The organism is Embleya sp. NPDC025285, from assembly GCF_055558835.1.
Genome location: NZ_JBVHLU010000167.1, coordinates 1 through 14593 on the forward strand (window position 1 = coordinate 1; position 14593 = coordinate 14593).

Consider the following 14593-nt stretch of genomic DNA (forward strand, 5'->3'; position numbering starts at 1 on the left):
CGCCAAGGAGAACCGCGCGAATCAGGGTTGAACCGGCCTCGGGGGGCAATTTTCCGAGACCCGCAGGGGGTCAGTTTTCAGAGAGCGTTGACACGCGTCCGCGGGGATGGTCCCTTCGGGATGTGTCCCACTGCTTCCGTGTATCCGTCGGCCCCGCGTCCGCAGGGATGGTCCCAGGCGTGGCCCCGGGGCGACTCACCCGAAGGTGTCGGCCCCGCGTCCGCGGGGATGGTCCGGCCACGGCGAAATCAGCGAAGGCGGTAGCGAAGTCGGCCCCGCGTCCGCGGGGATGGTCCCACCACCCGGGCCTCAGCCGAGGTGCGGACCGCGTCGGCCCCGCGTCCGCGGGGATGGTCCCGCCCCAACCTCCTTCCGCGCCCCGCCCGCACGGTCGGCCCCGCGTCCGCGGGGATGGTCCCGCCTACGCCACCGCCTCATCGTCCGCTCCGGCGTCGGCCCCGCGTCCGCGGGGATGTTCCCGAGCGGCCGGTGTCGACGGGTTCCGCCCGCAGGTCGGCCCCGCGCGAGCGGGGATTGCTCGATCAAGTCCAAAACCGACCAGTACCTATGGACGTCGGCCCCGCGATCGCGGGGATTGATCCGTGGAGGAACAGGCGTCGATCGAGGTCCGGTCGTCGGCTGCCAGCGGGCGGGCTTGTTTCCACGGTCGGCGTCGAGGGCGGAGTCGCCGTCGATCGTTGCGATCCTCGGTTGGGCCGGACCGATCGCCACTCGACGCGCACCGAGGGGCTGGCGGGGTGAACTACGGTGGTGTCGACGGAGGTTCACCTGGCCGTGGGGCAACACGTCGGTGGCAAAATGCAACTGAACGAAAAGGCTGCTACCTGCCGATAGGACCCCAGGTCATCCAGGGGCGGCCCCGCGAATGCGGGGATGCTTCGGGCTTGTTGTCCGGTGCGATGCGCTTGGGGGGGGGTCGGCCCCGCGAACGCGTGGATGTTCCGGCGGAAGGCCCAGGGCTTTCACGTGTTCGAGGCCCAATTCATACCCGACGACGTGACCCTGGAATGGTCGACGCAGGTAGTCGCCTTTTGATCCATCCGGCGGCCGATCACCAGGCAGCCTGGCCATCGGTCACTGCCTTTGCAGAGGCGGCGAGGAACGCCAGGGGAGAGGCCGCGAGGTTAACTACCGTGGAGTCGAGGGAGATCCGCTTCACGACAGGCGGCAACAGGTGGCAAGATGCAACTGAACGAAAATGGCGTTACCCACTGGTAGAACCCCAGGTCATCCAGGGTCGGCCCCGCGAACGCGGGGATGGTCCCGAAGCGCGGTTCCCACTCAGTTTCCCCACTGAGTCGGCCCCGCGAACGCGGGGATGGTCCCTCAGGTGGGCGGGACCGGCGGCCGGTTCGGCAGTCGGCCCCGCGAACGCGGGGATGGTCCCATCCGACCAGCCGCCGCGAGACGCATCCGACCGTCGGCCCCGCGAACGCGGGGATGGTCCTGTACGGGCTTCCATACAGATGTCAATGAGTTGGTCGGCCCCGCGAACGCGGGGATGGTCCCCAGGGCCAGCCATCTCCACTGGCGCGCGAGCAGTCGGCCCCGCGAACGCGGGGATGGTCCCCCCGGCTGCACGCGGTCCCGTCCGTCGACCCGGTCGGCCCCGCGAACGCGGGGATGGTCCCGGGAGGCGCTGCGGGCCGAGATCGATCGCCGGGTCGGCCCCGCGAACGCGGGGATGGTCCCCTGTTGACCCGTTTCTCGCTGCGGGTGGCGAGGTCGGCCCCGCGAACGCGGGGATGGTCCTCGCGCAGCCCGCGCACAGCGCGACCGCCGCCAGTCGGCCCCGCGAACGCGGGGATGGTCCTTTGGCGACCAGCCCGACGACGGCGGCCTTGAAGTCGGCCCCGCGAACGCGGGGATGGTCCGGCGTGGCACACGATCACGAGTCGCTCGCTCGAGTCGGCCCCGCGAACGCGGGGATGGTCCCTGAAACCCGACCGACCGGGCCTCGGACCACAGGTCGGCCCCGCGAACGCGGGGATGGTCCCATGTGCCCAGGCTGGCCTCGTGCTCGCGCATTGTCGGCCCCGCGAACGCGGGGATGGTCCCCGGACCCTCGCCACCCCGTTGAGGGCGGTGAAGTCGGCCCCGCGAACGCGGGGATGGTCCCGGCTCGGCCTCGGCGGCGGTCCCCGGCCGCGCGTCGGCCCCGCGAACGCGGGGATGGTCCTCCGTTGTCCTGACTGGACATGACTCGGCATGAGTCGGCCCCGCGAACGCGGGGATGGTCCCGCTGCGTCTTCGGAGCCGATGACCAGGACGGTGTCGGCCCCGCGAACGCGGGGATGGTCCCGGGATGTCGGCCGCCACGCGCCGGGCGTGGGAGTCGGCCCCGCGAGCGCGGGGATGGTCCCGGCCTACACACGCGCTCGGCCAGCGTCGCCCCGTCGGCCCCGCGAGCGCGGGGATGGTCCCAACGGGGAGCCACCGCGCACGCGTCATCGCTGGTCGGCCCCGCGAGCGCGGGGATGGTCCCCCGGCCGCCGTGAACGTCAACCGCGACGGCTCGTCGGCCCCGCGAGCGCGGGGATGGTCCTGCTCTGCGCCGCGAGGCGAATGCCCATGCCGAGTCGGCCCCGCGAGCGCGGGGATGGTCCCGAGGCCGCCGCAGTGCCCAGGGTGCCAGCGCAGTCGGAGGCGCTTGCCGATCTGGCTGTCGGTGAGAGGGAGCCCCCGATGCCCTCCTGGGAACAGACAGGGGACTTCGTCTGGCGTGCCGATCCTGGCTTTGCCACGGCGGGTCGCAACGAGTTCACGGACCAGGTTGGCCAGCGACGCGGGGAGGACAATCGGCGAAGTGCCGAACGTGATCGCGGCGGTGCCGTCGTCGATGTGCACGTCCTGGACGTCGGCCCCGCATGCGCGGGGATGGTTCCAGTTCCTCGCCCTCTGCGAACGCATCCGCCAAGTCGGCCCCGCGAACGCGGGGATGGTTCGGCCGATCTCCCAGGACACGACGCTGTGATCGCGTCGGCCCCGCGAACGCGGGGATGTGCTCTCCGGTACCACTTCGGCGTCGGCGGCGGCGCGTCGGCCCCGCGGGCGGACCGGGAACGCGGCGCTCTGTCGCCGGGCGACAGGCACGAACTCGACACGGGCGTGGGGCTTTGGCGAACGATCCGTACAGACACGGGTCCAGCCCCACGTATGACAAGGACCGGCGCGAGGTCACCAGCGGCCAGCTCTTCGTCGGCTACCAGGTCTCACCCGGCGTCCTGGTCGTCACCGCCGTCCAGATCGTCGGACCCATGTAGACGGCCGCGCACGAGTCGGCCGCGCCTCCCACTCGGGTCCGGTCTCCGGTCCGATGTCGGGCGGTGTTCTCCCAGGCTCGTCGGGGTACCCGCCGCGGGGAGGGATCGGGTACCCCGGCTGGGGATAAGGAATCACCTACGACTGACTCACCGGATGACGTGGGTGTCGCCTTGCTCATCCGCCGTAGACGATCTGACGGTGGTAGGCGCGCGGCGAAACCGCGCCAGCTCGCGAGCATTCCCGCGATCGGCGACGCGCTGCCGCAGATGACCACGATCGACCCGTCCTACCCTCGCCCAGGTATGAACCGCACACACCCCTCGCCACTCCACCGGAGGCAGAAGGGCGACGTTGAGCCCCGCCGCCCAGGCCGTCCTGGAACCCGTCCGTCCCCCGCTGACCCGGACCAACGCCTTCGTGCTGCGCAAAATCGACCGGGAGATCACCAGCCAGATCGACCTCGGCACGGATGCCGACCGCCTGCGACTGCGCCTCACCATCCGCTACGGCGCCACTCCGACGGAGGACATCCGCAACCCCGGCGGCTGGCTACGGGGCGCAGCACTGCCCAGATGGGGCTGTGGCCACTGGGACTGCGAGACGGGCACCATGTGGTCCACCGGCCGCCGCTGCGAGACCTGCGCCGAGATCGTCGCCGACGGAATCGGCAACGAGCAGGACACGATGCCCAACCCTGCGCAGCGGCCTGCGCCACCCGGGTCGGAACGGGGCTGGTGCGGGGAGGATCTACCTGCTCCGCCAAGCGTTGATCAACGAGCTGTGCTCCCCGTGCTGGCACGAACGCGACCGGGCGGCGCCAGCCGACTCGACAACCGTCGACGGCACGGAACTCGCCGACCTCCCGCACCGCGAGGACGGCCTGCCCGATCCCGATCGGCTCCCCCTCCCCGGGAACTTCTGCACAAGATGCGCCGGGCCGGGGCGAGGATCCGACTCTCGTCCCCGCGATAGCCCAGTGCGCCGGAGTGGACTACGCCCGCCGCCTCTACGGCCCCCCCGGCTCTACGACCAGGCCATGTGTTCGACCCCGACCACCACCCACCGCGTCACCGTCCTCGGGAGTGTCCGATGGCCACCGACGACACCCCAGCTTCGGGGCCGGACCTCCCGCGACACCTTCAGGCGCGCGGTGCGGGCCATGCGTGCCAGCCGCCGGGGCAGGCCCGCCCACCGGCCGGCACGGCGCCGCCGGCCCCGACGATCGCGACCCGCAACCCTTCGGAACCCTGGTCGCGAACATGATCGGTGCGCGGCTGGAGTGCGCCGGTGGCAGCTGGCTCCCTGGCCGACCTGTGGCCGCAGATCGCTCCGGAATACACACGAAACGTCATCGCTGGCCACTACTACCCCGGCATGCGCAGCCTGGACCTGCATCCCGCATCGAGCACTTACGCCACGCAACTGCGCCTGGTTCAGCGGACGTTGATCGAACGAATCAACCCGGCCGTCGGTCCGAACACCGTCCGCACCCTGTGCGTGATCCCACCCGGGTCCACCCGGAGGACGCCGTCGGTCCGCATCGATGCGCGACCGCGCGCCCATGCCTCGATGCCGCCGCCGCAACACCGCGAAGCCACAGCACCGCGCGGTTCCGACTGCCCCCGCCCGGAGACACGAGAGCCGGCCTCGAACACCCTCGGGAGCGGAGCTGCCGGGCGGGATCCATGCACCCGAGCCCTCGTTCGAGCGCGGCGGGAACGTCGGGACCGAGCAGACCGGTTCCGAGATGACCGACCAGGTCAGCGCTCCTTCGAGACGAAGCCTGTTGTGAGCAAAAACTCAAGTGGCGGCGTGGAAGGCGAAGCGGGCCGTTGGGGGAGGTGTGATGCCAGACGGCAACGAGACCGCCCGGACCTCCTGCTCGGCCTGTCGACGGCGGCACTCGAGCTCGCAGGCCTGACGGCTGGACAACACCCCCGAATCGGGATTCTCGCCGTGGGCCACGAGGCGTCGCACCGAACCCTTAGACTCCGACCGGGAGTTCCAGCATACGGGGGACAGCGTTGACCTTGATCGCCGAGCAGTTCGCACTCATCGGGATGGATGTTCGGCGCGGCGGCCTATCCACCGTTCACAGGGCCGTCGACCTCAAGAACGGCGACCCGATCGCCATCAAAATCGTTCGAGGATCGACAGACGAACTCACGCGCAGCATCTTCGAGCGTGAGGTCAGCACACTGCGCACTCTCAAGCACCCGGGCATCGTCGGTTTCAGGGCGTCGGGCATCGCCGAGGACACCGGCGACTTCTACATCGTGCTCGACTGGATCGAGGACTCGTTGACCGACGTCCTCAAAAAGGGGCGCCGCTACGCCTGGGACGAACTCCTCGACGAAATCGCCATCCCGATCGTGTCCGCGCTGGCACATGCGCACCTCTGCCAAGTCGAGCACCGTGATCTCAAGCCCGCCAACATTCTGATCGCCACAGACGGGCACCCCCTCCTCGCAGACTTCGGACTCGCCAAACTCCGCAACCGGATCGCGAGCGTCGATGCACTCACGGTCAACCGCTACGGATCCGAGCCCTACACCCCTCCGACCGACGAACACCTCCCCTACCGCCGCGACATCTACTCGGTCGCCGTAATCCTGCTGCAGTGCATGTCCGACACGAAGATCCACGACCGCGCCGACGTCGTGTCCGCGCTGCGCAGTGCACAGGTGCCCCCGGACACACGGCAACTACTCGAACGCTGTGTCGACCTCGATCCCACCGTGCGCCCGCAGAACGCCTCGGTACTTCTGGGGGCGCTGCAGGACAACCGAGTGCCGGCGGTATCCCTCAGCGACGTCGGCAGACACCGGGTCCGGCTCGCGTTGACGAACTCCGCACTCCGGCTCCTGGGCGAGGGCGACGAGCCCGATCGACGTCGGGCGGAAGACCAAGTGCACGCCGATCTCGCGACTGGCTCGGCCGCCCTGTATCGACGCGACCCGGTGAGTGGAATCGTGACGCGGGATGTCATCGTCCTCATCGGCAACGAATGGCGATACTCGATCAAGCCGGACACCGGCCAGGAGTTCGTGGTTACGGCAGCCGTTCGCCCGAGGCCAGACGAACTCGATCGACTCCGCGAGCGGGCCATGCGCGTACCCGACGTGTTCGCCTGGACCTGCTCGGGACGCAACGGCGCCGAGGCAACGGCCGCCGCTGATGCCTTGATCGCCTGTCTCGACGGCTTCGAGGAGGAACGCGCGGCCAAGGAGATCCAGGAGGCCCGAACCGAAGAGCCCAAACTGTTCGACGCCTGGTCGCGCGTACTCCAGGCCCGCGAGGACCTCGCCCGAGGGGACCTCGTCCCGCTCCCGTTCAAGTCCGTCCAGCGCCGCGGTCTCGAGTACGAGTTCGAGCTCGACGCGCCGCCCGGAGACGACCTCTTCGGTACGGAATGGCGCGTATCGTTCGGCCCGTCCGCCCGCAGGGCCGGCCGCGGCGAGGTCGTGGAACAACGCGGCACCACCCTGGTGCTGCGAGGAACAGGCTTCTCCGACCTGCCGGCGCGCGGAATCCTGACACCGGACCTGGGACCGAGCGACGTCGCCCTGGGACGCCAGCGGGACGCGTTGGCCGCCGTGAAGGCGCAGACGTCGGTTCGTGCCGATCTCGGCAGCCTCCTCTCCGATCCCACGACGAACGCCGCTCCTCTCGACGCGCCCGTCACAAGCTGGAACCTCGATCTCGATTCCGTCAAACAACGGGCCGTACGCGCCGCCGTGGGCGCCCGCGACGTCTTCATCGTCCAGGGGCCTCCGGGGACCGGCAAGACCAGTTTCATCGCCGAGACCGTCGCACAGTTCCTGGCCGAACACCCCACGGCGCGTGTCCTGATCGTCTCGCAGACCCACGTCGCCGTCGACAACGCCCTGTCCAGGCTCGATCGCGCGGGAATCGACGGACTGGTCCGTCTGGGGGTTCCCGACGATCCCCGTGTCGACCCGACCGTGCGTCACCTCCTCCTCGACCAGCGCATGGCCAAGTGGGCGGAGCAGGTGCGCCGTCGCGCGGAGCAGTACATCGAACAGCGCTCACGGGCCTCCGACGTCCCCACCCATCACCTGCGCGCCGCCCTGGTCCTCCAGGAACTCGCGGTGACCCTCGACCAGATCGCGGATCTGGAAGGCGATCTCAGCGAGGGGCACGACGACGAGCCCTCGGAACTGGCCACCGCGTTGACACTCACCGGAGGCTCCTACGGCAAGCGCGAGCGCCTCGACATGCTGCGGGACCTCCGGGGAGAGCTGTCGGCCCAGGCACGGTCACACCTGGCAGGCGACCTGACGTTGCCCAGCGACCTGCAACACGACGACGTCAACGACGCCGTCGTCGCCCTCTTGGGGACGGAACAGACCAGCCGGGACCTCATGAAACTGCTCGCGCTGCAGGGCGAGTGGCTCCAGCGGGTCGCCGCCGACGAGTCGCTCACGCAAGTGTTCCTGGAGACCAGCCGAGTGGTGGCCGGAACCTGCCTCGGGTTCCTGCGCCACCCCGCCGTACGTACCCTGGACCTGGATCTGTGCATCCTCGACGAGGCGTCCAAGGCGACGGCCACCGAGGCCCTGGTCCCCATGGTCAAGGCGAAACGGTGGATCCTGGTCGGCGACACGCGGCAACTCCCACCGACCGAGGAGGACTTGCTGCGTTCCAAGACCATCCTCGAGCAACACGACCTGAAACCACAGGACGTCGAACAAACCCTGTTCAGTCGTCTCGTCGACGGGCTCCCCGCACATTCCATACACCAGCTGACCAAGCAGTACCGAATGATCCGCCCCATCGGGAGCCTGGTCTCCACCTGCTTCTACGACGGGACGCTCGACTCCCCGCTCGACGCGGGCCTGCGGGGATACGACCTGCTGTTCGGCCGGCCCGTCCTGTGGGACGACACCAGCGCAATGGGCGCCGCGAGCCGCGAAACCAAGAGCAGCGGCACCTCGCCGAGCTACCTGAACAGGGCCGAAGTCAAAGTCATCCAGCGGCACCTGCGCAACCTGGAGGACGCCCTCGGCAAGGGCCACGTGGCGATGCCGCAAGGCCAGGAACGGCTTTTCGTCCTCGTCATCTCGCCGTATCGCAGCCAGATCGAGGAACTCCGGCGCGCCGTCACGTCGAAGAACTACCGGAACCTCGACGTCGCGGTCCACACCGTCGACTCGGTCCAGGGCCGTGAAGCGGACCTGACCTTCTTCTCGATCACACGCAACAACCCCGAGCGAAAACTGGGCTTCCTCGGCGCCGACTACTGGCGACGCATCAACGTCGCACTGTCGCGCTCGCGCTTCGGTCTCGTCATCGTGGGAAGCGCACAGTTCATCCGAGGAACCTCCGGAGCACTCCACGGCGTTCTCGACTACATCACCTCGCATCCCGCTGATTGCGTGATCAGGCAGGCCCACCATGACTGAGGATCCCTACCGCAGGTACCGGGACACCAAGCCGGGCCTGACTCTACTCGCCGTCGAAGACGCCGCCGTCCCGGTCGCGCTGCTCACCCTGGACGTCGTCGCCCAGGAGAAGAAACGCTTCCCGCTACTGGACGAGTTCGTGCTGCGGCTCACCGACGCCGGAACATCCTCGCTGGCCCAACAGGCCAACCTTCTCGGCCTGCGTACACAACAATTGACCGGCATCGCCGCATCCCAGGTCTCCGAGGGCAACCTCCGATACGACGAGCAGCAGGAAGCACTCTCCCTGACCGCGCAGGGCCGCGAGTCCGCCCGCACGTTGTCCGCGACACAGCCCGTCCTGCGACAGCTCCCGCTCGTCTTCGACAAACTGACGTGGCAACTGTGCGCCGCGTCACGGCACAGCCTCATCTGGGGCAAGGACGCGGAGGCCCAAGGCCGCCTACTGCTGCCCGCTGCCCAGACGACGATCGAGGAAACCGACATCACACCTGCGGCCATCAACACGCTGCTCGCACAGGACCCGACACGCCCCAAGGTGGAAATCCTGCGCGTCCGCAAGATCTCACGCCGGCTGCACCGTTACCTTCCCGCGCAGATTCTCGTCTTCGGCGACGCTTCCGGCAACGACATCCAGCTCGCCGTCACCATTGACGGAACCCTCCGCCCGGACCTTGAGACGGCGCTTGCACGCGTCAACGCCGTCGAGAAACTGCGCCTGTCGCTGGACCAAGCCGCACCACAGGCCGCGGACACGGCGGCTGTCGCAAGCGTCCGCACCGAGGCGGAAGCGGTCCCCGCGATCGAGAGCCCGCACGACGAACCCGCAGTGCGGCCGATCGGCGTCTACGAGCACCGGCTCCTCCTCGATCGGGCACTCGGTCAGGCCAGGAGGCGACTGATGATCATTGCTCCCTGGATCAAGGGCACCGTGGTTACCACTACTTTCCTCGCCGCGCTCGAGGATCGGCTTCGTCACAACGTCGAAGTACACATTGCCTACGGCATCGGCACGACCGACGAAGGCTCCGACCCCGCCGCCCTGAGAAAGCTGCGCAATCTACAACAGCGATACCCCGGCAAGTTCGTACTCGTCCGCCTGAAGAACAACCACGCCAAGATCCTGATCTGTGACGACTTCTGGGTGACCACAAGCTTCAACTGGCTCTCCTTCCTCGGTGACCGGAACCGCACCTACCGCATGGAGGAAGGAATCCACGTAGGGGCTCGGGAGCAGGTCGACCAAGCGTACGCGCGCTACCGAAAACTCATTGACGAGCAGCGCGCAAACCCCCAGCCATAGGCCCCGGCAAGGGCACGCCGTCGGCCTCAAGGCTCGGCCGTCGGCAACCCCGTATCCGACGGCGACCACCCCCGATCTACGAGGGCGCCTTCGACGTCCAACTCAAGCGGCAGGTTCTCTGCGAACGCGGGGATGGTTCGGAGACCTACGGCGCCGCGCCGGCGAGCACCAGGTCGGCCCCGCGTCCGCGGGGATGGTTCCGCCTCGTTCAAGAAGCTGTTCGTCGCCCCCGAGTCGGCCCCGCGAACGCGGGGATGGTCCCTCGATCGAGTCGCGGGGCCGCGTGTTCGCGAAGTCGGCCCCGCGTCCGCGGGGATGGTCCGGTGGCGCCGAACAGCGTGCCGTTGTGGCGGTGGTCGGCCCCGCGTCCGCGGGGATGGTCCCGCCGTGTGCCGTTCTGATACCGCGCAAATCTTGTCGGCCCCGCGTCCGCGGGGATGGTCCCGCATGGCCCGCTACGCCGCGATGGGCCGCAGCGTCGGCCCCGCGTCCGCGGGGATGTTCCCTGCCCGGTCCCGTCCTCGTCCAGCTCGACGTCGTCGGCCCCGCGTCCGCGGGGATGGTCCCTGGCGCGTGGTCGAGGCCGACCTGGGTCGTGAGGTCGGCCCCGCGAACGCGGGGATGCCCCCGGCTTCTGGACGCACTACGACACCAGTACCGAGTTGGCCCCGCGCACGCGGGGATGCTCCCTCCCTTACGCAGCACGGCAGTTCACGCACAAGGTTGGCCCCGCGAACGCGGGGATGCTCCCCTGCGCGCCCGCGTCGAGTCGGCCGAGCTGGAGTTGGCCCCGCGAACGCGGGGATGCTCCCTTCACTTCCGCGCGGGCCTCGTCGATCGTGGCCCCGCGAACGCGGGGATGCTCCTCGATGGACGCCGAGGCCGAGTTCGCCTACGAGGTTGGCCCCGCGAACGCGGGATGCTCCTGAGCGCGTCGGCCATGTCTTGACCTTCCTCGAGTTGGCCCCGCGAACGCGGGGATGCTCCGTCACCGAGGACGGCAAGACCAAGCGTCTCCGCGTCGGCCCCGCGAACGCGGGGATGGTTCCGCGTTGAACCGACCGCTCGGCTGGGTGGCTGGCCGCGGAACTCGCTTTGATGAATCCGACACGGCAGCGATGAGTTCGGGCGGTGGGTTCGGTCTACACATCAGAGGTACGTTCATCTGATGCCGGGAGGAACCATGACCGAGCAGACTGCCAGGGCCCTGCCGCCTGTTGTCGACCGGGAAACGTGGCAGGCGGCGGTTGACGAGTTGCGGGTGCGGGAGAAGGCCGCCACGCGGGAGCTCGACGCCGTTGCGGCACAGCGTCGCAGGTTGCCGATGGTCAAGCTGCCGGATTACACGCTTATCGGGCCGGATGGGCCGGTTCGGCTGGTCGAGGTCTTCGACGGGCGTTCGCAGCTCATTGTCTACAACCACATGTGGTCCGACGGCGCGGAGTGGCAGTGCGGCGGGTGCACCAGCCTGACGTCTCAGTACGTTCGGCTGAGATTCCTCGACAACTACGATGCGCGCTTCGTGATCGTGACCAACGGGCCGATCGCGGAAGCGCTGGCGTACAAGGCCGAAGTCGGGAACACCATGGACTGGTACTCGTCGTCGGACAGCTCGTTCGGGGCCGACGTGGACGCGCCGCCCGGTGGGGGGTTCGCGGTGAACGTGTTCCTCCGGGACGGGGACACCGTCTACCGGACCTGGCACACCTCCGGCCGCGGTACGGAACAGCTCAGCCACACCTTCCCGTTGGTCGACATCCTGCCGTGGGGCCGCCAGGAGGAGTGGCAGGATTCGCCCGACGGCTGGCCGCAGTCGCCCACCTACTCCAAGTGGCTCGACTCTCCCGCTGTCGCGCGGCTCTACGGCCGACGGCGTGAGGCGTGAGGTCGCGCTGATGACGACGAAGCCCACGCACCAAGGGCACCTGGCGATCAACGGCCTGAGCCTCTACCACGAGGTGTACGGCGAACTCGGTACGTCGGGGACGCCTCCTTTGCTGCTCATTCCCGGCGCGTTCATGGGTACCGAGTCGATGAAGCCGTGGGTGTCGGCCTTCGCGGCCGGGCGCACCGTGATCGTCTTCGAGCCGTTCGTCGGGCAGGTACTGCGCGACGTTTCGCTGCTCGAGTGGCGTCCCTCGAGCCGTGACCTGGCCGACGGCACCATCGCCGTGGAGTTCGCCTTCGACACCGGCCGTTTCCGCGTTGCCAACGGCCTCGACGAGAACAGCATCGAAGTCGGCGAAGCCCATACCGATTACGTGCGGCACCGGCTGGGCCGTTGAGCGCCGGGTCGGCCACTCCCGGAACCGACGCGGCCCGCCACCACAGGCGGCCTGCGGACCGTCCTGCATTCAGCCGACCCCGGTCGACCGGCAGGCGGCTGCGTCGGCACGGGGATCTCGGCCGCGAACTCCGCGGGTCTGGGGGAGTGCGGGTGAGGAGGTCGTTGGGTGAACTACCGTGAGTCACTGGAAGATCCGCTTCGCACCAGGCAGCAACGGGTGGCAAGATGCAACTAACTGAAAACGGCATTACCCACTGGTAGAACCCCAGGTCATCCAGCGTCGGCCCCGCGTCCGCGGGGATGGTTCCGTCGAACCGGGACAGGACCGAGTCGGCCGAGAGTCGGCCCCGCGTCCGCGGGGATGGTTCCTGGAGTGTGAACGGGCCCCCGCTGCCTTCGGGGTCGGCCCCGCGTCCGCGGGGATGGTTCTCCGGTCCAGCAGCGCCGCCTTGCGGACGTACAGTCGGCCCCGCGTCCGCGGGGATGGTTCCGGCCGGACCGAGCACGAGTCCTACAGCGACACGTCGGCCCCGCGTCCGCGGGGATGGTTCCGGATGCTGACGGACCCGGCGTTCTACGGTCGCGTCGGCCCCGCGTCCGCGGGGATGGTTCCCTGTATCGACACCGAGGTGTCCGCGAGACCGCGTCGGCCCCGCGTCCGCGGGGATGGTTCCTCGCGTGCTTCTGGGCGGCCATCGCAGCCGCCGTCGGCCCCGCGTCCGCGGGGATGGTTCCCGGCGCCCGAACCCCTCGACCCCGCAGCGGCCGTCGGCCCCGCGTCCGCGGGGATGGTTCCCACCAGGCCCTCCGGTCGGGGGTCGGCGTGGCGTCGGCCCCGCGTCCGCGGGGATGGTTCCCGTCGCCATGAAGGAAGACGCGCCGTGGTCCGGTCGGCCCCGCGTCCGCGGGGATGGTTCCTCGCGCAGGCGCCGATCCGCCTCGGTGACGGCGTCGGCCCCGCGTCCGCGGGGATGGTTCGGCGGCCCGAGATGCGAACCAGGCGTTCTTCGAGTCGGCCCCGCGTCCGCGGGGATGGTTCTCACCGAAACGAGGCCCCTCGCCCTACTCGCCTGTCGGCCCCGCGTCCGCGGGGATGTTCCCTGACCGACACCGGACAGGCCACCCTGTCCGGTGTCGGCCCCGCGAATGTCAGGCCCCGGGCGTCCTCGGGAAACATCCCCTCCGGCACCCACGACTTCGGCGAACCCAGGGCGTGACCACCGACTCGTGCCCACTCCCGGCCAGGCTCGATCGACAGGTGCAGATCCTGGTCGCGGCCGCCGAGGGAATCAGCACAAGGGCGCCACGCGCGGCCCCTCGTGGGTGATTGAATCCGGCCCATGACAACGGATTGGTCACAGCTCCACCACTTCTGGGGCCCGGCGGACGACATACCGGTGCTCTTCGCGAATCTCGCCCCGGACAACCGGGAACGGACCTGGCGCGAGCTCGCGAACAATCTCTGTCTGGACGAAGGGGTGTGCGCGGCAAGCTTCGCCGCCATTCCCCTGCTGTGGGCGGTGGCCGTCGACGGCGCCCCACCGGACCGCGACGCCGCGTTGTCCCTCGCCGGCCAGATCGTCGCGGCGGGCCGTAGGCATCGCGAACACGACTCCGCCCTTGACCCGCACGCCTCTCGGATCGCGCAGCTGGCGACACTCGCGGACGCCCACCTTTCCGAGCACGCCCACCAGGCGCACTACATCCTTTTGCTGTGCGAGATGCTCGCGCTCGAAGGGCACCTCGCCTGGGCCTGGACCCTCGACGACCTCACCGACGCGTTCCTCGGCGCCCACTGCCCCCACTGCGACGCCGACGTCACCATCGCGGTGGGCGACTACGGCCACTACTCCGCGATCCGCGATTGGGACCGAGGGGACATCGATCGCCGCCCGCTACGGCCGACCGCACAGGAGGAGATGTCCCCGCTGGGTGCACGACTTCTCGGGATCGCGATCCGCGATCGCCAGAAGTCGCTGGCTCGCGGCCTACCGTACGTCTTCGGAACGGCGGAATGCCCACCCTGCGGAAGAGCTTTCGCGGTGGCTCCCGCGTTCGAGAAACGCATCGGTTTCGAAGGCGGCCTGAGGCCTCCAGGGACATCGATGTCGTAGCCACCCGCGGGAAACGATCACTCGTGAACGCCCCTGGGGGTGCCACCCCATTCTTGCATCCACGGTTGTCGGCGTACTCGTCAATGTGGCTCTGGCAAGATTTTCGGTGTGTCCTGAACGTGGAGGAGACCTCGTGTAGGAGAGCGATCTGAAGCGATGCTGCTCGAACGATGAAGGT

General features: G+C 69.1%; 8 protein-coding genes and 4 CRISPR repeat arrays. All 8 genes read left to right on the forward strand.

Annotated elements, in window-relative coordinates; all coding sequences use genetic code 11:
• Positions 1–146 precede the first annotated feature (146 nt).
• A CRISPR array of direct repeats spans positions 147–481; the repeat unit is 29 nt.
• 776 nt (positions 482–1257) lie between these two features.
• Positions 1258–2629: direct repeats of the CRISPR family, unit length 29 nt; unit sequence GTCGGCCCCGCGAACGCGGGGATGGTCCC.
• A gap of 198 nt (positions 2630–2827) precedes the next feature.
• The 8 genes from ACZ4FV_RS49335 to ACZ4FV_RS49370 all read left to right on the forward strand — a co-directional run bounded on the left by ACZ4FV_RS49335 (position 2828) and on the right by ACZ4FV_RS49370 (position 14415).
• Positions 2828–2995, forward strand: a complete 168-nt coding sequence (locus tag ACZ4FV_RS49335; protein ID WP_465327848.1) for a hypothetical protein — start codon at positions 2828–2830, stop codon at positions 2993–2995.
• Positions 2996–3137: 142 nt separating this feature from the next.
• Positions 3138–3284 (forward strand): hypothetical protein, encoded by a 147-nt coding sequence (locus ACZ4FV_RS49340; protein WP_465327850.1) that lies wholly within the window; start codon positions 3138–3140, stop codon positions 3282–3284.
• A gap of 1267 nt (positions 3285–4551) precedes the next feature.
• The gene (locus tag ACZ4FV_RS49345; RefSeq protein ID WP_465327852.1) at positions 4552–5313 is read left to right on the forward strand and encodes a DciA family protein; all 762 of its coding nucleotides are present in this window, start codon (positions 4552–4554) and stop codon (positions 5311–5313) included.
• Positions 5310–8711: an AAA domain-containing protein gene (locus ACZ4FV_RS49350; protein ID WP_465327854.1), complete on the forward strand. Its 3402-nt coding sequence runs from the start codon at positions 5310–5312 to the stop codon at positions 8709–8711. The genes ACZ4FV_RS49345 and ACZ4FV_RS49350 overlap by 4 nt, the downstream gene beginning before the upstream one ends.
• Positions 8704–10014 carry a phospholipase D-like domain-containing protein gene (locus ACZ4FV_RS49355; protein ID WP_465327856.1) on the forward strand — a complete coding sequence of 437 codons (1311 nt, stop codon included), beginning with the start codon at positions 8704–8706 and terminating at the stop codon, positions 10012–10014. Before ACZ4FV_RS49350 ends, ACZ4FV_RS49355 begins: the two co-directional genes overlap by 8 nt.
• A gap of 172 nt (positions 10015–10186) precedes the next feature.
• Positions 10187–10822: a CRISPR direct-repeat array (repeat unit 24 nt; unit sequence GTCGGCCCCGCGTCCGCGGGGATG).
• Positions 10823–11197: 375 nt separating this feature from the next.
• Positions 11198–11899: a DUF899 domain-containing protein gene (locus tag ACZ4FV_RS49360; protein ID WP_465327858.1), complete on the forward strand. Its 702-nt coding sequence runs from the start codon at positions 11198–11200 to the stop codon at positions 11897–11899.
• 10 nt (positions 11900–11909) lie between these two features.
• Positions 11910–12299 carry an alpha/beta fold hydrolase gene (locus ACZ4FV_RS49365; protein ID WP_465327860.1) on the forward strand — a complete coding sequence of 130 codons (390 nt, stop codon included), beginning with the start codon at positions 11910–11912 and terminating at the stop codon, positions 12297–12299.
• Between the two features lie 281 nt (positions 12300–12580).
• A CRISPR array of direct repeats spans positions 12581–13401; the repeat unit is 28 nt; unit sequence GTCGGCCCCGCGTCCGCGGGGATGGTTC.
• Positions 13402–13641: 240 nt separating this feature from the next.
• Complete coding sequence (locus tag ACZ4FV_RS49370; protein WP_465327861.1) at positions 13642–14415, forward strand: hypothetical protein; 774 nt, start codon at positions 13642–13644, stop codon at positions 14413–14415.
• Positions 14416–14593: the final 178 nt, after the last annotated feature.

Coding starts and splice junctions, on each gene's coding strand:
- ACZ4FV_RS49355 (WP_465327856.1), top strand. CDS start 8,704: ATGACTGAGGATCCCTACCGCAGGTACCGGGACACCAAGCCGGGCCTG.
- ACZ4FV_RS49365 (WP_465327860.1), top strand. CDS start 11,910: ATGACGACGAAGCCCACGCACCAAGGGCACCTGGCGATCAACGGCCTG.
- ACZ4FV_RS49370 (WP_465327861.1), top strand. CDS start 13,642: ATGACAACGGATTGGTCACAGCTCCACCACTTCTGGGGCCCGGCGGAC.
- ACZ4FV_RS49360 (WP_465327858.1), top strand. CDS start 11,198: ATGACCGAGCAGACTGCCAGGGCCCTGCCGCCTGTTGTCGACCGGGAA.